We start from the raw sequence: 21898 nt of genomic DNA on the forward strand, positions 1-21898 counted from the left end.
CCTCACATTCAAACGGAACGGCGCAGCGCCGCCCCCACCATGGCAGCCCAGCCCACCATGAAACAGACACCACCGAGCGGCGTAATAGGCCCCACCCAGCGGATGTCGGTCAGTACCAGCAGGTACAGGCTGCCACTGAAAAGGAGGATTCCGGCGAGGAAGAAACCACCGGCCACCCCCAGCAATCGGCGAGAGAGACCGGTGCCCGACAGCAAGGCCACCAGCACCAACGCGATTGCGTGATACATCTGATAGGTGACGGCCGTCTGGAAAACTTCAAGCCCCCTGGCACTGACCATGCCCCGCAGGCCATGGGCGCCAAAGGCGCCGGTCATCACCGCCAACAGGGCGATCAGGGCACCGGCGGCAAGCCAGGTGCGATGCACAGTGAAGGTTACGCGCTCAGCAGTCACAGTGGATCTTCTCGTCGGTATCCAGGTTCATAACGGTCAGCTTGCCGCCCCAGACACAGCCGGTGTCCAGGCCGATGTAGCGGTCACTGCCGGTGTCCCCTTCCAGGGCCGCCCAGTGTCCGAAGATAACCCGCACGTCGTCAGGCCTTTCGAACTGGAACCAGGGCGCGTAACCCTGAGGTGCCTTGTCGGCCGCTTCCTTGGCCGCCAGTTCCAGGGTGCCGTCTTCGGCAATGAAGCGCATGCGTGTGAAATAGTTGGTGATCATGCGCCAGCGGTCCATGCCCTGGAGGTCATCCCGCCAGCAGTCGGGATAGTTGCCGTACATCTCGCGGAAGTAGTCCTCCACGCCAGGACCATGAAGGACCGCCTCCAGCTCCCGGGCCAGGGCGGCGCCCTTTTCCGCCGTCCAGATATGGGGCAGGCCGGCGTGGGACATGACCAGGTTGCGCCGGGTGTCGTGGATACAGATGTGCTGCTGCAGCAGCCATTGCAACAGTTCCTCGTGGTCCGGGGCGTCAAGGATGTCCTGCAGGGTGTCCTTTCGCTTGACGGCATGACCGCCCAGCGACACCGCCAGCAGGTGCAGGTCATGGTTGCCCAGCACCACCACCGCAGAGCTGCCCAGATTCTTTATATAACGCAGACTCTCCAGGGAGGAAGGGCCCCGGTTGATGATGTCACCCGCCACCCAGAGACGGTCCCGGGAGGGAGAAAAATCCACCTTGTCCAGCACATCCAGCAACCGCTCATAACAGCCCTGGATGTCGCCAATGGCATAGTCAGTCATGGTCAGCCTCGTTTGCGGTCGTCGCCTGGGGCCGGTTTTCGGTCAGGTAGTCGGCAATGGCCACGTAGTCCGCCAGGGTCAGGTTTTCCGGCCTCAGACCATCATTAATGCCCAGGGTCTGCAGCTCCTCTGCCGTGATCAGACTACCCAACGCCTTGCGCAGGGTCTTGCGGCGGGCGTTGAAGGCCGTGCGCACTACCTGTTGCAGCATCGTCAGGTCCCGGGCCGGATGGGGCAGCGTCTCGTGGGGAATCAGGCGCACAATGGCCGAATCCACCCTTGGCGACGGCTTGAACGCCCCGGGCCCAACCTCGAACAGCGGCTGCACCCGGCAGAAGTACTGGGCCATGATCCCCAGCCTGCCATAGTTATTGTCACCGGTGCCTGCGGCCAGACGCTGCACCACTTCCTTCTGCAGCATGAAATGCATGTCTTTCACCACGCCGGACTGCTCCAGCAGATGGAAGATCAGGGGCGTGGAAATATTGTAGGGCAAATTCCCCACGATCCGCAGCGGGCCGTCTGTCGCCAGTTCGCTGAAATCGAACCTGAGTGCGTCGGCCTCGTGAATCTGCAGTTCCGGGTAGTTGAAGAACTTGGTGCGCAATACCGGGATCAGGTCCCGGTCCAGCTCCACCACGTGCAGCCGGGGGTTAACCGCCAGCAGTTCCTCAGTCAGCGCGCCGAGACCCGGACCAATCTCCACCATGGTGTCATCGGGTTTCGCACCGATAGACCGCACGATGCGTTCGATGACACCCGGATCGTGGAGAAAATTCTGACCGAACCGTTTGCGGGCCTGATGGCCAGCTTTTTTACTCAAGTGCTTTCTCCCGCCTGCGGCGTATGTTGCCGGCGATACCGTGCCATCTGTTCGCCCACGCGGATGGCCGTGTGCAGGCTGCCCGCATCCGCCTGCCCGGTGCCAGCAAGATCCAGCGCCGTGCCGTGATCCACGGACGTGCGTACGATGGGCAGGCCCAGGGTGATATTGACGGCGCGACCGAAGCCCTGGAACTTGAGCACCGGCAGCCCCTGATCGTGGTACATGGCCAGCACCGCATCGGCGTTGTCCAGCCAGTGAGGGGTAAACAGGGTGTCCGCCGGCAGTGGGCCTGTGAGCTGGATACCCTCCTGGCGGAGGTGCTCAAGGGTTGGCTCAATTACCTCGATTTCTTCCCGGCCCAGGTGGCCGCCCTCCCCGGCGTGGGGGTTCAGGCCCGCCACAAGGATGCGTGGGTGGCGAATGCCGAAGTAGGTTTTCAGGTCCTGGTCCAGGATGCGGGTCACCTGGGTGATCCGCTCCGGGGTGATGGCGGCGGGCACGTCCTTCAGGGGCAGGTGCGTGGTCACCAGAGCCACCCTCAGCTCTTCGGTGGCCAGCATCATCACCACCCGCTCGACACCGCACAGTTCCTGCAGGAATTCGGTGTGGCCACTGAAGGCAATACCGGCCTCGTTGATCACGCCCTTGTGAACCGGGGCGGTGACCATGCCGTCGAAGGTGCCATCCAGGCATCCACGGGCCGCAGTGGTCAGGGTATCCAGCACATACTGGCTGTTGCCGGGGCTGGTGACGCCTGCGGCTGTGTCAGAGATGCCGGCCACATCCAGTACAGAGAGCTGACCGGCCGCTGTGACCGCCTGATCACCCGGCTGCCAGGGCTGCAGCTCAACGGACAGCCCCAGGAGCGCCTGGCGCGCCTGCAGCAGCTCGCGACTGGCGATCACCACAAGGCGCTGTGCCCGCTCCTCTGTGGCCAGTTGCAGGCACAGCTCGGGACCAATACCCGCAGGTTCGCCTGCGGTCAGCGCCAGGGTGACCGGTGCGGTCATGAGTTCTTGATCTCCACGTATGCCTCGTCGCGGATTTCCTGCAACCAGTTCTGCAGCTCGGTCTCGTACTTGCGGCGGTAAAGGGCCTGACGCGCCTCGGAACCGCGCACCTGTTCGCTGATGTCCTGGTTGCGGCGCTCCTGCACCTCCAGGATATGCCAGCCAAAGCGGGAGCGGAACGGACGGGTAAATTCACCCACCGGCGCGTTCATCATCGCCTCTTCGAATGCGGGCACCATCTGGCCCGGGCTGACCCAGCCCAGATCGCCACCGGCCGAACCGGAACCCGGGTCGTCGGAATACTCCTTCGCCAGCTCGCCAAAGTCGGCCCCATTCTGCAACTGCAGGTAGACGTTGTTGATGCGCTGTTCGGCCTTTTCGTCCGAGACCACATCGGTGGTGCGGACCAGGATATGCCTTACCCGGGCCTGCTCCACGACGTTACGGGTTTCACCGCCACGGCGGTCCAGAACCTGCACGATATGGAACCCGCTGCCACTCTGTAGCACTTCAGACGGCTGATTGAGGGGTAACTTCGGCACGATATCTGTCACCAGGGATGGCAGGTCAGCGCGACTACGCCAGCCCATCACACCGCCTTCCAGGGCATTGCTGGCATCAGACTCCGCCACGGCCACCGACTGAAAATCACGACCCTCGGCGATTTCCTCCCGCAGGCGGCGGGCCTTCTCCCGGGCCTCTGAAACAGCCTCCTGATCAGAGAAGTTATCCACGGCCACCAGAATGTGGGCCAGCAGGTACTCGGTAGTGGTCTCGGTCTGGCCCGCGGTCTGCTCCAGGTAGTTTTTCACTTCCCGGTCGGTGACCCGCACCCGGCTGTCAACGCGGCGCTGCTGGACACGGCTGACCAGCATCTCGCGGCGGATCTGCTCGCGGGCTTCCTGATAGGACACCCCTTCCACCGCCAGCTGTTCCTCAAACTGCTCGACCGTCAGGTTGTTGCTGCGGGCAATACGGTTGATGGTTTCGTTCAGCTCGTTGTCACTGACCCGCATGCCCATCTTCTCGGCCATCTGCAGCTGGATGTTTTCAGTGATCAGCTGGTCCAGCACCCGCTCCTCCAGCACCTGTCTCGGTGGCAGGCCGGTACCCTGGGCCTGCAGCCGCGAGCGGATGGTGTTGACCCTGGCGTCCAGTTCCGACTGCAGGATGACGCCATCGTCAACAATGGCGATCACCCGGTCCAGCGGCTGACGCTCCGCCTGGGCAACCGTTGTCACGACCATCAGCAATACCACAAGTACTGTCTTCAACCCCGTCAGGCTATGGTTTGCCTGCATACGTACCTCGTTCATGATTTAAAATTCGTGTCAGGGGCGCACGCCAAAAAGCTGGCGCTCGCGTTGTTCGTAACCGTAGAAGGCATCGGACAGGGTACTCTCGGTGCCGCCCGACCCACCAAGGCCCTTGAACCGGACCTGAAACACCACCCGGTGCTCAACGTCTTCGCCATCGGTCTGGTAGCGTTGCTGGACCAGCTGGAAGCTCCAGCAACAGTTGTTGTATTCCAGCCCCGCCAGTGTACCGACGGTGTTATCCAGCTGTGAATCGAAGACCCACCGGCCGATCAGGCTGATATTGTCTGTGACCGGGACAATGCCCCCGATATCCATCTGCTCAAAACGATTGTCGGGGGTGGTACCACGACTGTAGGTATGCCCCAGGCTCACCAGGTAACGGTAGTCCGGCGAGTGGTAGGCCAGCACGCTGCGGCCTTCCTCGGTGACATGTTCACGGTGGTCCCACAGGCCGGACACCCGGATATCCAGGGTATCCAGCGGCCGGAGCACCGCCTCACCGGCGTAGGACGACTCGCTCTGGGTACCGCCACCACGGCCGTTCAGGGTGACATCACGGTCCTCGTAATAGAATACCTGACCCAGGCTGAAGCGCGCCGTTTCCGCGCCGTTAGCCAGACTGTTGAAGCGGCTGGTGAGCGCCACCGTGACCTGATTGGTGTCACCGACACGGTCGCCGCCCACAAAGCGGTTGGGCTGAAACAGGTTATCAAAGCGGAAGGAGCGCAGGCCCGCGTCAAAGTTGGGAATATAATCCTGATCCTCTTCCGCATCCGAGTAGACGTAGTACAGGCGCGGCTCCAGCGACTGATTGTAGTCGCTGCCGAACAGCGTGGTCGTGCGGTCGAGGTAAATGCCGCTGTCCCATTCCACCACCGGCACGGTCCGCTCGAAATCCGGATCACCCAGCTCGTAGTCTTCCAGGTTGTACCAGGTCTGGTCCAGGCTGACGGACGGGCGGGTATAACCCCAGATGGTCCGCAGCGGCAGCGCCAGCTCAGGAATAACCCGCGTGCGCTGGCCGACCGCCCGGTTCAGGCCGGTCAGATCTTCATTGTCGCGGTCGAACCGGGTGTACTGGCTCTCGAGCCCCAGTTCGAAAATACCAGCCGGCACGGTGGCCCCATAGACCACCTCCGGCAGCTGGGAATAGGGGTCAATGTTTCTGTCGGTAAGCACCTGATACCCGGCGACATAGGCCTCGAACATCTGCCAGTCATCCTGGTAGCGAACACCACCACGACGCAGCAGCTGGGTAGCGTTGCTGATATCCAGTGTCTGGCTCAGGTCGCTCAGGTAATCATTGTCCGACACCGCCGAGTAGTCCGCATAGCCAGTCCAGCCACCACCGAAATTGGCCTGGCTCTGAAAGTCGAGGCCCCAGCGTTCGCCGTCTTCACCAGGAAATTCTTTCCGGTACTCCTCATCATCGTCGATATAACCCACCTGCAGCACCGATTCGCCGAACGGGCTCAGATAGCGCCCTTCCACCTCGCTGAACAGACCTCGACCATGCATGTACTGAGGCGTCAGGGTAGCGTCGTAATGGGGCGCCAGGTTCAGGTAGTAAGGGGTCGACAGATACATGCCCCGGCCGGTATTGGACGTTCCGAACGTGGGGTACAGGAAACCGGTCTTACGACGGTCGTCGATGGGAAAGCTGGCCCAGGGCCAGTAGAACACCGGCACATCCTTCACCTGCAGCCGCACGTGTTTTGCGGTGCCATAGCCCTCGGCGCGGTTCAGACGGATATCCGAGGCCACCAGCGACCAGTCGTTTCGATCCGGGGCGCAGGTGGTCAGATAGCCCCCTTCCACATGGATAATCTGGTCTTCAGGGCGGCTGATGAAGGAGGCCTGGCCGCGCATCTCGGACTGGTGGAACAGGAAGGTCGCATCCTCGATACTGAAGTAGCCGGAATTGGCATCGTAGAGGGCCTGATCACCAGTGAGCAGCATGCCGGGGCTGCGGCTGGTCATGGGCCCGGCAATATCCACCTGACCACTGGCCTGATCGTAGACGGCGCTGTCGCCGGTCAGGGTCGTGCCCGCCTGGGTCAGGCGCACGTCACCCTCCAGCAGCAGCCGGGTGTCCATTTCATAGCGGGCCGACAAGGCGCTGGCGTTAACCGGTCCACCCTCGCCGGTTATGGTCGCCTCGCCCCCGACCTCGGGCGATACATAGCCACCACGACAGAACAGGGGCAAACGGGCCTGTTGCTCCGGCGGCAGCTCCGCCCTGGGGCGCCAGTCGATGCTGGCTGCGTCCGGTGGCTGCCCGGCAGCCGGGAAAACGAACGACAGCAGGCAGGCGCCGGCCAGCAGGGCGGCAACCCGGGAACGTTGCGCGTCAACAACGACAGACTGTTGGCGGCCTGATGGCCGGACGTAATATTCTGGTGGCACCGGATCCGGATCCTGTTGGTGATCGGTGTGCGGGCGCAGCGAACCACCCGTCAGACGCGGGGTAGTTTACACGGCTGGGAGAGGCTTGTTAACGCGCGTTTCCGATGGTTCCATACCAGGGTGCAGCGTTATCCTCCCCGGGAGACGTTTCCGCCCCGTGGGCGTTATACTCTGACTCCATAGAACCCGGACGAGCCGACATGAACTTCGTGGCGACTCGGTCTGTTCAACCCAAGGAGCCGCTGCATAAGCCCTGATGTCCTGCTGTGTTCAGGACTTGTGCAGCGACTCCCTGACCGGAAGGCACCAAAACATGGACACCCGCCTGGAAAAACTCAGTTACTGGGTCCACCAGCACACCGGTTTCGACCGCGCCCACCTGACCCCGGTGAGCGGAGACGCCAGCTTTCGCCGGTATTTCCGGGCTACTGGCAAGGACAACACCGGCAAGGCTATAACCGCTATTGCCATGGACGCTCCACCGGAGCGGGAAGACTGCCACCCATTCGTGGCCCTGGCGCGGCACTGGCACCAGCATGGTATCTCCGTACCACGCATTCTTGCCGAGGACCTGGAGCAGGGCTTCCTGCTGCTGGAGGATTTTGGTGACCGGCTGATGCTCGGACGCCTGAACGGGGTGACGGCAGACGACCTTTACGACGAGGCCATGGCGGAGCTGATCCGCATCCAGCAGGTGCCCGACAGCAGCGATTACCCGCTACCGGACTACAACGAGGAACTGCTGGACCGGGAGATGAACCTGTTCCCGGACTGGTTGCTGGATGGTCTGCTGCAGATGAACCTGACCGACGGCGAACGCTGCATGCTGGAAACCACCTTTGCCTTCCTGCGGGAAAGCGCACTGGCCCAGCCCAGGGTGACGGTTCACCGGGACTATCACTCCCGCAACCTGCTGGTGCGGCCGGATACCCCGGTACCCGGTGTCATCGATTTCCAGGATGCGGTCCACGGCCCCATCACCTACGACATTGCATCATTGCTCAAGGACTGCTACATCGACTGGCCTGCGCCCCGTCGCAATGCCTGGCTGGAAGATTTCCGGCTGATGAGCCGGGAGGCCGGCCTGCACCAGGCGGACAGTGACACGTTCCTGCAATGGTTTGAACTCATGGGCATGCAGCGCCACCTCAAGGCCGCAGGCATCTTCGCCCGCCTGTACCTGCGGGACGGCAAGAGCGGGTACCTCGCCGACATCCCGCGAACGGTCAACTACCTGATCGAGGCCAGCCAGCCCCTGCCGGCACTGCGCCACTTCCACCAGTTTCTGCGGGAGAACGTGGTGCCCGCCATTCACCACCATCTGGGCACGCCCCCGGATGACCTGAACGAGGCCTCACGCCCTTGAAAGCCATGATCCTGGCCGCCGGCAAGGGCGAACGTATGCGCCCCCTGACCCTGACCACGCCCAAACCCCTGCTGCCGGCCGGCGGTGCACCGCTGATCGTGCACCACATACGCAAGCTGCGTAAGGCGGGCTTCACCGAGCTGGTCATCAACCATGCCTGGCTGGGCGAACAGATCGAGCAGGCACTGGGAGACGGCAGCGAATATGGCGTGACCATCAATTACTCACCCGAGGGGGAGCCACTGGAAACCGCTGGTGGCATCCTGCAGGCACTGCCATTGCTGGATGGGAAAGCGGGCTGGTTCGCAGTCATCAATGGTGACATCTGGCATGATTTTGACCTGACCGGGTTGACGCCCCCTGACCACGGCAAGGCGCTGCTGGTACTGACGGACAACCCGGTGCATCATCCGGAAGGCGATTTCGCATTGGCTGAAGACGGCCGGGTCAGCAGTGATGGCGCCCGGAAACTGACCTTCACCGGTATCAGCCTGCTGCACCGGTCACTGTTCGAAGGACTGCCCCGGGGCAGTCGCAAGCTGGCCCCGATCCTTCGGGAGGCCATGACCCATGGCGATGTCACCGGCCTGTACCATCGCGGCCAATGGATGGACATTGGCACGCCGGAGCGCCTGGCCACACTGGACCGGCTACTGACCCAATCCTCGCACTCCTGATACCACCATGAGCGACAGCCACCAGCACACCCTGCCAGCCCGCACCCACGCCCAACTGGAAGAGCTCCTGTCCGACTTTGTTGCCAACGGACACCAGCCCACCCGAATGATTGCCCGTCACACCCTGGGGCGAGGCGCCAGACAGGCGCTGTTCTACTGCCTCGGCTACATTGCCAAGGCAGAGGGCCGGGTAACCGAGAGCGACATCCGCTACGCAGAAAACCTGATGACCGGCCTGCGGCTGTCATCCCGGGCCCGCCGCAAGGCCATTCGCCGATTCCATCAGGGCCGTGACAGCGCCGAACTATCACCGCTCAAGCTGGCGTGGTTACGGCTGACGGCTCCCTGGCGACTGGCCAACAACCTGCTGATTGGCCTGTGCCTGTGCCATGGCACCCAGCTTCAGGGCTCCCCGGAACGGGCGCGGCGTTACCGGTGTGAGGATGCCTTCTGCCGCCTGGGCCTGCCGCTGGTTGCCATGGACCGGATCTACCGTGTCTACCGGGAGGAGGTGTGGGTGGCCGAGCCACCGCCAAAACCGGAATCCCTGCAGGACGCCTACCAGATTCTCGGGGTCAGCACGTCGGTCAGCTTTACCGAGGTCAAGCGCGCCTACCGTCGCGAGGTTTCCCGCTATCACCCTGACAAACTGGGCGATAACCTGACCCCGGCTGAACAGGCCCGTGCACGGGATCAACTGCTGCGGCTACAACAGGCCTGGGAAGTGGTCAAGCGCCGCGAGCGGGTGACCCGGTAGTGTTCGCCGCAGGGAGGTGTCAGTCCGACCCCAGCCAGCCCAGCAGCCGGTTGGCAATCACACCCGCGTGCCGCCCCGCCGGTCTCGGTGACACCGGCACGGCCTGGGCCTCGTAGGACGCCAGCCCCGCACGACGAAAAGCCGCCGCGCGATCGGGGGCGGATGCTCCCCGCGATGAATACAGATCAAGAACCGGTAATGCCTGCCCGCCCCCGGGCAACTGACTGATATCTTCCGGAGACTGACCACCAAAATCCGCCGCCACCCAGACCACCTGCCTCACCACCGACGGCGCTTCCGACAGGAAGGCCCTGGCGTCATCGGCACCACGCCCAACGCCAACCAGCACCACCCGCTGGTACTCACGCTCTGCGAACCATGCCACCGCCGCAGCCAGGCGGCCGTTCATTACCTCACGATGGGATTCCAGCAAGTCTTTTGCCACCTGATCGTTGACATCAATCACCGCCCCCGCATCCTCTCCGCCATCGTCGGCGGAGGAAGGGGCACTGGCCAGACGCTCCCGAGCCAACCGGAGGGACGGAGACGGTTGCTCCAGGCCCAGGGTCATGGTGGCCCACCCGGCCTTGCTCAGTCGTGAGCGCAAACCTTCCAGCAAACCATCGTTAGCGGACTGGCCTTCGCCAGCCAGGATAACCACGGCTCCGGAGGGGGTGCCAGTGGCCTCCCGTTCCACCAGGCCCAGCACCCTGGGGGCATCCTCCGGCTCCAGCCACACCGCCAGGTGCGGATATTGCTGGGCCAGTGCGCCCGAGTCTGATGACGAGCGTACAAACTTCCTCTGTACCGGCTCGTCGGTAGGGACTTCCGCCTCCCCCGCTGCATCGGCGCCATTACCCCCTCCCTGATCCTGGGCCGCCAGGGGAGTCACGGTTGCCAGAAACAGGGCGGCGAGGATGGCACGGTATTGCTGAGAGCCACTCACGATCTTTTCAGCTGTCGCCACGGACAATCCCCACTCAGAACTGGTAGAATCACGCGGTTCCGGAATGGGCTTCCCGAACCCGTGTCAGGAATCTTAACACAGGGAACCCGCGCCTCTTTCACGCTGAACACAGCCGTTTGACGAGACCACCATGAAACAGCCTGAACTGATCGCTCCCTCGATTCTCTCTGCCGATTTCGCCCGCCTGGGCGAGGAAGTCGACAACGTCCTGGCCGCTGGCGCCGACATCGTCCACTTCGATGTCATGGACAATCATTACGTGCCCAACCTGACCATCGGCCCCATGGTCTGCGAGGCCCTGCGCAAGCACGGCGTTACGGCGCCCATTGATGTGCACCTGATGGTCTCGCCGGTGGACGATCTGATTGGCATGTTCAGTGATGCCGGCGCCAGTTACATCACCTTCCACCCGGAAGCATCCAACCATATCGACCGCTCGCTGCAACTGATCCGCGACGGCGGCTGCAAGGCCGGGCTGGTGTTCAACCCCGCCACCCCGCTGAGCTACCTGGATTACGTCATGGACAAGGTGGACATGATCCTGCTGATGTCGGTGAACCCGGGCTTCGGCGGCCAGAAATTCATCCCCGGCACCCTCGACAAACTGCGGGAAGCCCGCAAGCGCATCGACGACAGTGGCCGGGATATCCGCCTGGAAATCGATGGCGGCGTGAAGACCGACAACATCCGCGAAATCGCTGCGGCCGGTGCCGACACTTTCGTGGCGGGCTCTGCCATCTTCAACACCGATGACTACAAGGCCACCATCGACGCCATGCGCGCCGAGATCGCCAAAGCGGGATAACCGGACAACCATCGTGGACGAACCCAATCGCAGCTTCACCTCCCTCTGGCCAGGCGTGGCCCTGTTCGACCTGGACGGTACCCTCGTGGACAGCGCGCCAGACCTTGCTGCTGCCATCAACGACATGCTGACCGCTCTTGGCAGGCCCGCCGCTGGCCAGGAAAAGGTTCGCCAATGGGTGGGCAACGGTGCACAGGTACTGGTTCGGCGTGCCTTGACCGGCCGGACAGACTGGGAAAACGCCGAGCCCATCGACGAGTCCCTGTTCCGGGATGCCTCAGAGCAGTTCTACCAGTCCTACGAAGCGCTTAACGGCAGCTGCTCGACCGTGTTTGACGGGGTCGAGCCCTGCCTTGAGTGGCTTCACGAACACGGCTGCCGCATGGCGGTGGTGACCAACAAACCGGAGCGGTTCGTCCGCCCGCTGCTGGAATGCATGGGGCTGGAGCACTGGTTTGAAATGATCATCGGCGGCGACACCCTGCCTGTAAAGAAACCGGATGCCGAGCCGTTGCTGCTGGCCATGCGGACGCTGGAGGGGAATCCGGGCACCACGGTGATGATTGGCGACTCCGCAGCGGACGCAACAGCCGCCCGCAATGCCGGCCTGCCCGCTGTTCTGGTGCGTTACGGATACAACTACGGCCCGTCAGTGGATGAACTGGGGGCGGAGATGGTTGTTGATTCGCTGACGGAGCTTTTGTAACCTCACAGGGACGATTTCAACGTGAACCCTTCACATCGGGAGATTCCTGCAATGCAGGGACTGAATCTGACTGCATCACGCGGGGTGCTGACCACCCGCGCAACACGATGGTGGCGATGGCGTACCGGCTGAGAAAGGCCCGGCAGAGCGGCCATGTCCGCGCGAAAAACTACGCCGCCACTGATTGAAACATCGGCGGCAATCGCAGATCAGATTTCAGGAAGATGTCATGACACCCGAGCAATTCGACCGGCTGGCCGAGTCCGGCTATAACCGCATTCCCGTGTACCGTGAGGTTCTGGCGGATCTCGATACGCCCCTGAGCACCTACCTCAAGCTTGCCAGCGGCCCATACTCCTACCTGTTTGAATCCGTTCAGGGCGGCGAGAAGTGGGGCCGTTATTCCATCATCGGTCTGCCCAGCCGCGAAGTGCTGAAGGTGTATGGCGAGAAGATCTCCATCACCCGGGACGGCCAGGTGATCGAGGAATCCGAACGGGACGATCCCCTCACCTTCGTCGAGGAATATCAGGCACGCTTCAACGCCCCGGACCTGGACGAACTGCCCCGATTCAATGGTGGCCTGGTGGGCTATTTCGGTTACGACACCGTGCGTTATATCGAGAAGCGCCTGCGCGACACCTGCCCGCCGGACCAGATCGGCACCCCGGACATCCTGCTGATGGTGTCGGACGAAATCGTGGTGTTCGACAACCTGCGGGGCAAGCTGCACCTGATCGTGCATGTGGACCCGGCGATGAAGGGCGCCTACGAACAGGCCATGGCCCGCATCAGCGAGCTGGAAGCCCGCCTGCACCGGCAGACCGCCGACGCCCTGCGAACCCCGGAACACCTGCGAGGCAAGACCGTGGACGAGAGCGACTTCGTCTCCGGCTTCAGCCAGGACCGTTACGAGGAAGCCGTGGACCGTATCAAGGGCTACGTGCTGGACGGCGACGTTATGCAGACGGTGATCTCCCAGCGCATGTCGATTCCTTTCGAAGCGCCGCCGCTGAACCTCTACCGTTCGCTGCGGGTGCTCAACCCGTCGCCCTACATGTACTTCCTGGATCTGGACGATTTCCACATCGTGGGCTCGTCCCCGGAAATCCTCGCCCGGGTGGAAGATGACGAGGTCACTGTCCGCCCCATCGCCGGCACCCGCAAGCGGGGCGCCACCGATGCCGAGGACAAGGCACTGGAAAAGGAACTACTGGCGGACCCGAAGGAAATCGCCGAGCACCTGATGCTCATCGATCTGGGCCGCAACGACGCCGGCCGGGTATCGGAAACCGGCACCGTGAAGCTGACAGACAAGATGATCGTGGAGCGCTATTCACACGTGATGCACATCGTCTCCAACGTGACCGGACGCCTGAAAGAAGGCACCTCCTGCCTGGATGTGCTGAGGGCCACCCTGCCTGCCGGGACCCTCAGCGGCGCGCCAAAGATTCGCGCCATGGAGATCATCGATGAACTGGAGCCGGTAAAGCGCGGCGTCTACGGTGGCGCGGTGGGCTACCTGTCGTTCAACGGCAATATGGATACCGCTATTGCGATCCGCACGGCGGTGATCAAGGATCAGACCCTGCACATACAGGCCGGGGCCGGCATCGTCGCGGATTCGGTGCCACGCCTTGAGTGGAAGGAAACCATGAACAAGGGCCGGGCGATATTCCGGGCCGTTGCCATGACCTACAACGATTTCGACCACTGAGGCGGGGGAGAACCAACATGCTGTTAATGATCGATAACTACGACTCCTTCACCTACAACGTGGTGCAGTATCTGGCAGAGTTGGGGGCGGACGTTCACGTTCACCGCAACGATGAGATTACGATTGAAGAGATTGCAGCCCTGAAGCCGGAGCGCCTGGTCATCTCTCCGGGCCCCTGTACGCCCAACGAGGCGGGTATTTCCATGGAGGCGATCCGGCATTTTGCCGGCAAGCTGCCGATCCTGGGAATCTGCCTGGGGCACCAGGCTATCGGGCAGGTATACGGCGGTAACGTGATCCGCGCCGGACGGGTGATGCATGGCAAGGTGTCACCGGTGTATCACTCGGACTCGGGGGTATTCCGGGGGCTGTCCAACCCTGTACAGGCAACCCGTTACCACAGTCTGGTCATTGAGAAGGAAAGCCTGCCGGACTGTCTGGAGGTGACTGCCTGGACCCGTAATGACGACGGTTCCATGGAGGAAATCATGGGGGTCCGCCACAAGACATTGCCTATTGAGGGGGTTCAGTTCCACCCTGAGTCTATTATGACTGAGGAAGGGCATGAGCTTTTGCGGAACTTCCTTCGTTACTGAGAAATTCAGCTTTCAGAATTGGTACCTGTGTCTGGCTCCGGCCAGGGGAGCGGTATCATTCTTCCAGACACGCCCCGCAAGTACGTCCATGTAGGGCTCGACGGCAGCCGTCCCTGGCTGCCGACGGTCTGGAAGAATAATCCCCCACCCCAGGCCTCAGAGGTGCCCGCAAGCGGCTACGCCACCTCGCTAGTTAAATCAATGCGGCGTGTCTTTGCCCTTTTTTGAATTAAATGGGGTCCACGGTTACCTGAACAGCCCGTCGGCCGGTGGGTGGAGGGGGTATTTTCATAGCAGCGCCATGGATGGCGCGGAGCAAGGCGGGCGCCAGGGATGGCCCCTGAATTGCGGCGGAGAAAATACCCCCTCCACCCACCGGCCAGGCACCCAAACCAGAACACAATTGCACACAGAGTTAACCAAGAGAGGCCCACCAAAAATGGACATGAAAGAAGCCCTGAACCGAATCGCCTCCAACCTGGACCTGAACCGGGAAGAAATGAAAGAGGTCATGCGCATCGTCATGGGCGGTGAGGCCACCGATGCCCAGATCGGCGCCTTCCTGATGGGCCTGCGAATCAAGAGCGAAACCATTGAAGAGATTACCGGTGCCACCGAAGTCATGCGGGAACTGGCCACCAGCGTGACCATCAGTGCCGAGCCGCTGGTGGATATTGTCGGCACCGGCGGCGACGGCGCCAACCTGTTTAACGTATCGTCGGCTTCCGCCTTCGTGGTGGCGGCCGCCGGCGGCTTCGTCGCCAAGCATGGCAACCGGGCAGTCTCGTCCAAGAGCGGTTCAGCGGACCTGCTGGAGAAAGCAGGCGTCAACCTCGACCTGACCCCGGAACACGTCGCCCGCTGCGTCGAGCAGATCGGCGTCGGCTTCATGTTCGCGCCCGCCCATCACGGTGCCATGAAACACGCCATCGGCCCCCGCAAGGAACTGGGCTGCCGCACCATTTTCAACATCCTCGGCCCCATGACCAATCCCGCCGGCGTCAAGCGTCAGCTACTGGGCGTGTTCACTCCGGCCCTGTGCCGCCCCATGGCGGAAGTGCTGCAAAAGCTGGGCAGCGAGCACATCATGGTCGTGTGTTCCAAGGATGGCCTTGATGAAATCAGCCTGGCCAGCGCCACCTACGTGGCCGAGCTGAAAGATGGCAAGATTACCGAATACGAGATTACCCCGGAAGATCTGGGTATCAAGAGCCAGTCGCTGATGGGGCTGAGCGTGGACACCTCCGAGGAATCCCTCAACCTGATTCGCGCCGCCTTTGGCCGTGGCCATGATGAAATGGCCGAGAAAGCCCGCGACATTATCGCCCTCAACGCCGGCGCCGCGATCTATGTGGCCGGGCTTGCCACCAACCCGAAAATGGGTGTGGATATGGCCCTGGATGCCATGGGCAGCGGCCTGGCAGCCGGCAAGATGTCCGAACTCGCCGATTTCTCCCACTGTTTCGACTGAGCAAGCATAACGATGACCGACCGACACAATGATCGCACTCCCACGATTCTCCGCAAGATCGTGGATCGCAAGTGGGAAGAGATCGACGAGCGCAAGCGTAGCGCCTCCCAGGCCGACCTCAAGGCCATGGCCGGCGACCAGCCCCGGGCCCGGGGTTTTGCCCGGGTGATGGCCGATCGCATTGGCGCGCAAAAGCCGGCGGTGATTGCCGAGATCAAGAAGGCCTCCCCCAGCAAGGGCATCCTGCGGGATCCTTTCAATCCGCCGGCCATCGCGGAAAGCTACGAGAAAGGCGGCGCCACCTGCCTGTCGATTCTCACCGACCGGGACTTCTTCCAGGGCCACGAGGATTACCTGAAAGAAGGCCGGGCGGCCTGCAGCCTGCCCGTTATCCGCAAGGATTTCATGGTGGCGCCCTACCAGGTCTACGAGAGCCGGGCCATCGGCGCCGACTGCATACTGCTGATCGCCGCCTGTCTGACTCGCGGCCAGATGCAGGAACTGGAAGGCATTGCCCACGAAATCGGCCTGGACGTACTGGTGGAAGTGCACAACGGCGAGGAAATGGACGACGCCCTGACCCTGACCACGCCGCTGGTCGGCATCAACAACCGCAACCTGCACACCTTTGAGGTGTCCCTGGACACCACCTTCGACCTGCACCAGCGGATTCCCGAGGACCGTCTGACCATCACCGAAAGCGGTATCGTTACGCGGGACGACGTGGTCGCCATGACCGACCAGGGCATTTACGGCTTCCTGGTGGGCGAGTCCTTCATGCGGGCACCAGAGCCGGGGGAGAAGCTACAGGAACTGTTCGGGTAAGAAACGGAGAGCAGCCACCGCTGGCTGCCCTCCGTCAGGTAACAACCTTTACTGCGGCTCCGCCAGCGCCTCCTGCAACAGGGACTGCAGATGGGCCGGCATGGTGCCCGCCAGTTGCAACGCGGCCTCATGGCCCCTGGGGGACATCTTGCCCCAGGTACGGCGGACAATGCGCAGCCACTTGTCCTTGTCGTAGTCTGTCCTCTCGTAGAAATCCGCGAAGTAGCGCTCCAGGAAGACCATGCAGGCCACGTCTTCCAGCAACTGGGTGTCCGGATCATCCCGCAGTTCACGTTTGGTGAGGATGGTAGCCACCTTCTGACATTCTTCGTCCGGGTAGCCGCAGCTGGCCATAATCCCGGCGGCGCGCTCGCCATGAAACTTGCCGCAGTCCTGGCGCCACTGGTAATAACCCTTGCGGCCCTCGGGGTAGTCCACCCGTGGCCGGGTCCAGCGTTCAATATGCTGGGCGCGGCAGGCGATCTGCATACGGTCCGAGGGTGCCACCTCCAGGGCGTACAGCCAGCGGGTCATATGCAGGCTGTAGGCGTATTCCCGGGGCAGCGACTGGCCATCCACCTGCTCCACGTTGGGGTCCTGGCGGTTGGCCTCGTCAATGGCATCCAGTGCACATCCAAGTTGTTGCTCGTCGCTCATGGTCCTTCTGTCCTTTTTTCTTTGGCCGGCAGGTGCTTATGCCTTGGCTGAGGGGCGCTCTTTCATGCGATCGCACCAGGCCTGCAGGTTCTTCTGTTCAGGGGTGATACGGATGTTGACCACCTTGGCAAAGTCTACTGTACAAAAGGCGGTAAGATCAGCGGCGCTGACATCATTGCCATAGATAAATTCCCGCCCTTCCAGGTGCTTGTCGAGGAAGTTGAAAAACGACTCGGTCTGGCGACCGGCTTCTTCACCCCACTCCTTGATCGGATTCATGCGATCCTTGAAATAACCACTGGTGTGCTGGAAGCACATGCCCGTGGGCATGAAAAAATAGTAGTCCAGCCAACGCTGCCACTGCTCCAGCTGCGCCTTTTCCAGGGGTGTCGTACCCATCAGCGGCTTCTCCGGGTACAGCTCCTCGAAGTAGCGGCAGATTGCCATGGTTTCCGCCACGCAGTTGCCGTCATCCAGCTGCATCACCGGCACCTTTTTCATCGGGTTCATGGCCTGGAATTCGGGGGTCAGGTTCTCGCCCTTGGGCAGGTCCACCTGAACGAATTCCACCTTGTCCAGCAGGCCCTTTTCGGCCAGGAACATACGGACACGGCGTGGATTGGGGGCGGTTTTTGTTTCATAGATTTTTATCACTGGCTCAACCTCGATTTTTTATGAACATCCATACCTGATACAGCGGAGCAGGCCCGACTTTCAGCCAGCCACAGAGTGGCCTGTTCATGAAAGAGCGTCAAGGCAAGTCCGGGCTGGGCCCGACGTTCATACCCGAAAGCAGCCGGGCTCGGTTATTGGGCGGATAAAGCCGACTCCTGAGCATAGCCGGTTACGCGATTCCTCCCGCTGTCCTTGGCCTGATAGAGCGCCTGATCCGCGTTACTCATCAGGCGGGTGCCGGAGCGTTTGCTGATCCCCCGGGTAGAGGCAACACCGACGCTCACCGTGACCACGTTGAGAACAGGCGAACTGGTGTGCTCAAGCCCAAGGTCCTCGATTGACTGACGGAGCGTCTCTGCGTGTTCCATCGCCACCTCAAGCGGAGTACCCGGCAACAGGATGTTGAACTCCTCGCCTCCGGTTCTTGCCACCAGCAAACCCTGCTGTCCCATAGTTGCCTGCATGGCCTCTGCCACCCTGACCAGGCACTCATCCCCTGCCGGGTGGCCATAGTGATCGTTGTAGAGCTTGAAGTGGTCGATATCAATCATCATCACCGACACAGCCGGCTCCCCGGGGGCCATCAAGGCCTGCTCAAGGCTGGCATCAAATAGCCTGCGGTTGGCCAGCCCGGTCAATGAATCATGCTGGGAAAGCTTGAGCAACATCCGGCCCTGGGCATGCTGCTGGTCCAACAGACTCTGAAAATGGTGGGCAAGCGTACCGAACTCATCTCGCCGTTTCAGCAATGAGGGTGGCACTGTCCCTCCAGAGTCGGTACCCAGTAACGAGTTGATACCATGCTGACTGCGGGTAAACCGGGTGAACTGCCCCAATGGCCGGATGACCAGTAGCAACAGCAGCGACAATACCATCAGCATCACGAGCAATAACAGCGCCGCTGTCCAGGCCAGGGCAAAACGAAACAGGCGGGCCGCTGTCTGAAAGCGTTCACGAGGCATCCGTGTGGTGAGCTCCAGAGCCGGATCGGTCGTTTGGGCCGCCAGGCGCCGGCTGACCTCGAGCTGGCCGGAATCCCGGATGACCACCGTATGTTCTGGAGACGAGGCCATAGACTTACGCGCATTAATGGCTACAGGTAACCCGGTCTGCTCTTCGAGCAACGAGGTGACGCGGGAATCAATCAACCGCACCTTGACCAGCCACCCCGCCGCCGCGCCACTGCGGTCCGTGCGCAAGATTGGAGCCACGGCCGCCATGGCAGGCCAGGGCCGGCTGACATTGACGGCAAACCCTGATTGGGCTGTATCCGCCAGTAAGGGGCGCAGTACCTCCAGAAGGGAGCGGGTCCAGAGGCAGTCATTGGTTGCCCGGCTGCACACGGTATACTTACCCGTCGCTGGATCTATACCAGCCACCCAGTAGAGATCCTTCTCAGCGGTATAGAAGACCATGACCTGATAGTTCATGTCCTCGAACATTTCGCGACTGAAATTGGCAGAGGCATAGGTGTCGTGCCGCCCCTGCACAAACTCATAGGTATCATCCCAGTGGGCCCAATCCCGGACTTGAGCCAGTAGCGAACTTCGGTTGTGTTCCAATGCCTGGCCAATGCGGGCAAGTTCCTGGGCGGCACGCCGGTTCTCCTCTTCAAGAAGCACCGGCATAACAACCAGACGTTCAATCAGGAACAGGGCGGAAATTGCCAGCAGGAGCAAGCCTGCAAGACCTATAAGGAAGCGGTGAGCCAGCGACCGGAAGAAATGCTTCATGGGGTCGAAAATCCTGGACAAGAGACCGAACTATCCCGGGTAGCCCCTTGGAATTCGATTGCAGCCATCCTTCCTTACGGCGGCCACGGCGGGCCTCTGAACTGTCACGGCAGAGTGTTACCGATTGACCCGGGCACAGTATTGCGCGAATCCGGGACAAGTTCTTTATCGACCTGTACCAGTATGTGACCATGAGTAACCCACTGGCATCAAATCCGGTAAAACCACGACAGACCATTAACCGCCCCCAGCGGCGAAGCTCGCACTGTCCAGTTGCTGCATGACCCAGTCCGGCGCGTCCAGGGGCAGGTCGTGGCCGGCATCGGGATGAATCCGTAACGGCCACTGCCAGCGGTTTGCCAGGGCACGGCTGCAATGCCAGTGCACGATCCGGTCACCAAGACTGGCTAGCAGCAATCCGTTGGCCGCAGGCGCGTCCGGTTGAGGCTGGTAAGCCGCGGCCGCCCGTATCTGGGCCAGGGCGGTCCGTCGGGTGACCGGTCGCCGGCGCTGCACAAGCAGCCAGCTTGCCTCCAGGGCCTGGCCGATCGGGCGGTTGGAGGTGAGCTGGAGTATGCCCCGTTCACGCCCCTCCACGTCCTGGCGCAGCGCCATACCCAGGGCCTGGCCGAAGGCCATGGGACGCATGCGGCGCCAGGGCGCGCTGAACCCGCTGCTGGTGTTGATCAGCACCAGGCTGCCAATCCGGCCAGGGTCTGCCTGAGCCCAGTCCAGCGCCACCATGCCCCCCATGGAGAGGCCCAGTAGGCCAACCGGCCCGGGAATATGTGCGGCATAGTCCTGCACCCGCTGGCGTATACCGGCGATGGTCGATGGTGAGGAATCCCGGAAGCGGGTGCCGGTGCCAGGCAGGTCAATGCAATGGAAGCGGTGGCTGGGAAACCGCAGGCCCAGTTGCTGGCGGAAGTCGCCCCAATGGCCCTGCTCCCGCGTGAGCCCGCGCAGCAGTATCCAGTTCACTGTGCCGCCCGCCGCCGGGGCCATCAGGCTTCCCGATACCAGTGCATGATGGCGGCTTCCCGCAGCATGCGGGCCTGGTCGCCTTCCGGCAGCCAGTTCTCATGGCTGACAGCGGCATTGATCAGGAAATCGATCAACAGCAAATGTGTGCGCAGTACCCGCTGGTGGCGATGAGGAGCCAGGGGATTGAAGAAGCCATCGAGGCGGAACAGCTGCCGGGGTCGCTTCCTGAGCCAGCGCCAGGAGCCCATTTCCAGGGTCAGGGGCAGGAAGGTTCCCGTACCACGCTTGTTTACCTGCTTGTAGAAGTAGTCCCACAGGTCGCCATGGGTCAGGTAGTGGGCGGACTGGGGCTCGAACACATAGTTATGGTTGGGATAGGCCTGCTCCCAGAGCAGTTTGAGGGCCATCACCGAATCAATCCGGCGCATGGGCCGCCGGCGATAGGCGTAGGGAAACCAGATCTGGTCCTGCCAGCCGAAGCCGGAGTGGCAATCCAGGGCAATGCTGAAACGGCTGTTGGGCAACAATTCGTCAATCACCGACTTCAGTGCCTCGTTTTCCGGCTCCATGCCCTGCTCCGGCTCCCCGGTATACCAGGGCAGGCGCGGCGACATCCGCTGACCACCGAGCAGGAAGGTGCTGTCCCCCTGGGCGATGATCGGCGCGTTGCGCATCAGGTCGACACCGGCGGGATTGGCCCGCTGATTCAGGAACATGCCGCCGGGATTCATGATCGGCAGCGCCACAATACGGACTTTTTCCAGCAACGCGTTAAGGTGATCATCCCAGCGCAAACGGGAGATCAGGCTGGCCAGCCAGGCGATCACCACCTGGGCGCCGATGCGCTCCAACCCATGAACGCCACCCACCAGCAACACCACGGGCGCCTCGCTGTCCGTTGCGCCAATATCGGCCCGGTAGATAGGCACCGACATATCCTTGACGGAAATCCGTGTCAGAACGCGGCTCTGCACGGATTCGGGCGCCTCCGCCAGCAGCCGTTCAAGCTGGACCAGTTCGGGAATGAAGGTACGCAACCGGCGGCGCTGGCCGCTGTCACGGTCGGCCTGCTCCGCCGCTACGGAAAGGTGGGGAGTGATGCTCTTGAGTTCGGCCATGCTGAAGTCCGTTGCTGTCGCGGAGCTCCAGCGTGACCGATGTTTACGACAGTTTTATGAAGGCGGGGCTTTCTGCCGGG

21 protein-coding genes are annotated in these 21898 nt (G+C 62.0%); 9 read left to right on the forward strand and 12 right to left on the reverse strand.

Going from position 1 to position 21898, the window contains the following annotated elements:
• Window positions 1-8: 8 nt before the first annotated feature.
• Genes ACFOZ5_RS12615 through ACFOZ5_RS12640 form a run of 6 tightly spaced genes read right to left on the reverse strand, consistent with a single transcriptional unit; the run spans window position 9 to window position 6764 of the window.
• Window positions 9-413, reverse strand: a complete 405-nt coding sequence (locus ACFOZ5_RS12615) for a DUF423 domain-containing protein (protein ID WP_379887843.1) — start codon at window positions 411-413, stop codon at window positions 9-11.
• Window positions 403-1203 (reverse strand): symmetrical bis(5'-nucleosyl)-tetraphosphatase, encoded by an 801-nt coding sequence (locus tag ACFOZ5_RS12620; RefSeq protein WP_379887845.1) that lies wholly within the window; start codon window positions 1201-1203, stop codon window positions 403-405. Before ACFOZ5_RS12620 ends, ACFOZ5_RS12615 begins: the two co-directional genes overlap by 11 nt.
• Window positions 1196-2026: a 16S rRNA (adenine(1518)-N(6)/adenine(1519)-N(6))-dimethyltransferase RsmA gene (rsmA, locus tag ACFOZ5_RS12625; protein WP_379887847.1), complete on the reverse strand. Its 831-nt coding sequence runs from the start codon at window positions 2024-2026 to the stop codon at window positions 1196-1198. The genes ACFOZ5_RS12620 and rsmA overlap by 8 nt, the downstream gene beginning before the upstream one ends.
• Window positions 2023-3039: a 4-hydroxythreonine-4-phosphate dehydrogenase PdxA gene (gene pdxA / locus ACFOZ5_RS12630; RefSeq protein WP_379887849.1), complete on the reverse strand. Its 1017-nt coding sequence runs from the start codon at window positions 3037-3039 to the stop codon at window positions 2023-2025. The genes rsmA and pdxA overlap by 4 nt, the downstream gene beginning before the upstream one ends.
• Complete coding sequence (locus ACFOZ5_RS12635) at window positions 3036-4355, reverse strand: peptidylprolyl isomerase (RefSeq protein ID WP_379887851.1); 1320 nt, start codon at window positions 4353-4355, stop codon at window positions 3036-3038. The genes pdxA and ACFOZ5_RS12635 overlap by 4 nt, the downstream gene beginning before the upstream one ends.
• 15 nt (window positions 4356-4370) lie before the next feature.
• Entirely contained in the window at window positions 4371-6764 is a 2394-nt protein-coding gene (locus ACFOZ5_RS12640) for an LPS-assembly protein LptD (RefSeq protein ID WP_449288625.1), read from the reverse strand.
• A 313-nt stretch (window positions 6765-7077) separates the two neighbouring features.
• On the opposite strand from ACFOZ5_RS12640, the gene ACFOZ5_RS12645 reads away from it, so the two are divergent.
• The 3 genes from ACFOZ5_RS12645 to ACFOZ5_RS12655 are packed head-to-tail and all read left to right on the forward strand — an operon-like array spanning window position 7078 to window position 9564.
• A complete protein-coding gene (locus ACFOZ5_RS12645) occupies window positions 7078-8130 on the forward strand; it encodes an aminoglycoside phosphotransferase family protein (protein WP_379887853.1) in 1053 nt (350 codons plus the stop codon).
• Window positions 8127-8807 (forward strand): N-acetylmuramate alpha-1-phosphate uridylyltransferase MurU, encoded by a 681-nt coding sequence (gene murU, locus ACFOZ5_RS12650; protein ID WP_379887855.1) that lies wholly within the window; start codon window positions 8127-8129, stop codon window positions 8805-8807. Before ACFOZ5_RS12645 ends, murU begins: the two co-directional genes overlap by 4 nt.
• Window positions 8808-8814: 7 nt before the next feature.
• Window positions 8815-9564 carry a DnaJ domain-containing protein gene (locus tag ACFOZ5_RS12655; RefSeq protein WP_379887857.1) on the forward strand — a complete coding sequence of 250 codons (750 nt, stop codon included), beginning with the start codon at window positions 8815-8817 and terminating at the stop codon, window positions 9562-9564.
• A gap of 19 nt (window positions 9565-9583) precedes the next feature.
• Here the strand turns inward: ACFOZ5_RS12655 and ACFOZ5_RS12660 are convergent, their stop codons facing one another.
• Complete coding sequence (locus tag ACFOZ5_RS12660) at window positions 9584-10531, reverse strand: DUF3530 family protein (RefSeq protein ID WP_379887859.1); 948 nt, start codon at window positions 10529-10531, stop codon at window positions 9584-9586.
• A 130-nt stretch (window positions 10532-10661) separates the two neighbouring features.
• Between ACFOZ5_RS12660 and rpe the strand changes: the two genes are divergently transcribed.
• The 6 genes from rpe (at window position 10662) to trpC (ending at window position 16651) form a co-directional block, all read left to right on the forward strand.
• The gene (rpe, locus tag ACFOZ5_RS12665) at window positions 10662-11336 is read left to right on the forward strand and encodes a ribulose-phosphate 3-epimerase (RefSeq protein ID WP_379887861.1); all 675 of its coding nucleotides are present in this window, start codon (window positions 10662-10664) and stop codon (window positions 11334-11336) included.
• A 13-nt stretch (window positions 11337-11349) separates the two neighbouring features.
• A complete protein-coding gene (locus ACFOZ5_RS12670; protein ID WP_379887863.1) occupies window positions 11350-12042 on the forward strand; it encodes a phosphoglycolate phosphatase in 693 nt (230 codons plus the stop codon).
• A gap of 229 nt (window positions 12043-12271) precedes the next feature.
• Entirely contained in the window at window positions 12272-13759 is a 1488-nt protein-coding gene (gene trpE, locus ACFOZ5_RS12675) for an anthranilate synthase component I (protein ID WP_379887865.1), read from the forward strand.
• Window positions 13760-13776: 17 nt separating this feature from the next.
• Window positions 13777-14355, forward strand: a complete 579-nt coding sequence (locus ACFOZ5_RS12680; RefSeq protein ID WP_379887867.1) for an aminodeoxychorismate/anthranilate synthase component II — start codon at window positions 13777-13779, stop codon at window positions 14353-14355.
• Window positions 14356-14794: 439 nt separating this feature from the next.
• Entirely contained in the window at window positions 14795-15826 is a 1032-nt protein-coding gene (gene trpD, locus ACFOZ5_RS12685) for an anthranilate phosphoribosyltransferase (protein ID WP_379887869.1), read from the forward strand.
• A 12-nt stretch (window positions 15827-15838) separates the two neighbouring features.
• The gene (gene trpC / locus ACFOZ5_RS12690; RefSeq protein ID WP_379887871.1) at window positions 15839-16651 is read left to right on the forward strand and encodes an indole-3-glycerol phosphate synthase TrpC; all 813 of its coding nucleotides are present in this window, start codon (window positions 15839-15841) and stop codon (window positions 16649-16651) included.
• A gap of 48 nt (window positions 16652-16699) precedes the next feature.
• Here the strand turns inward: trpC and ACFOZ5_RS12695 are convergent, their stop codons facing one another.
• The 5 genes from ACFOZ5_RS12695 to ACFOZ5_RS12715 all read right to left on the reverse strand — a co-directional run bounded on the left by ACFOZ5_RS12695 (window position 16700) and on the right by ACFOZ5_RS12715 (window position 21818).
• Window positions 16700-17308 (reverse strand): DUF4202 domain-containing protein, encoded by a 609-nt coding sequence (locus ACFOZ5_RS12695; RefSeq protein ID WP_379887873.1) that lies wholly within the window; start codon window positions 17306-17308, stop codon window positions 16700-16702.
• 36 nt (window positions 17309-17344) lie between these two features.
• A complete protein-coding gene (locus tag ACFOZ5_RS12700) occupies window positions 17345-17959 on the reverse strand; it encodes a glutathione S-transferase family protein (protein ID WP_379888118.1) in 615 nt (204 codons plus the stop codon).
• 155 nt (window positions 17960-18114) lie between these two features.
• A complete protein-coding gene (locus ACFOZ5_RS12705) occupies window positions 18115-19716 on the reverse strand; it encodes a GGDEF domain-containing protein (RefSeq protein WP_379887875.1) in 1602 nt (533 codons plus the stop codon).
• A 237-nt stretch (window positions 19717-19953) separates the two neighbouring features.
• Complete coding sequence (locus ACFOZ5_RS12710) at window positions 19954-20721, reverse strand: alpha/beta fold hydrolase (RefSeq protein WP_379887877.1); 768 nt, start codon at window positions 20719-20721, stop codon at window positions 19954-19956.
• On the reverse strand, window positions 20721-21818 hold the full coding sequence (locus ACFOZ5_RS12715) for a M14 family zinc carboxypeptidase (RefSeq protein WP_379887879.1): 1098 nt from the start codon (window positions 21816-21818) through the stop codon (window positions 20721-20723). The genes ACFOZ5_RS12710 and ACFOZ5_RS12715 overlap by 1 nt, the downstream gene beginning before the upstream one ends.
• Window positions 21819-21898: the final 80 nt, after the last annotated feature.

The organism is Marinobacter lacisalsi, assembly GCF_042651045.1.
GTDB lineage: Bacteria > Pseudomonadota > Gammaproteobacteria > Pseudomonadales > Oleiphilaceae > Marinobacter > Marinobacter lacisalsi.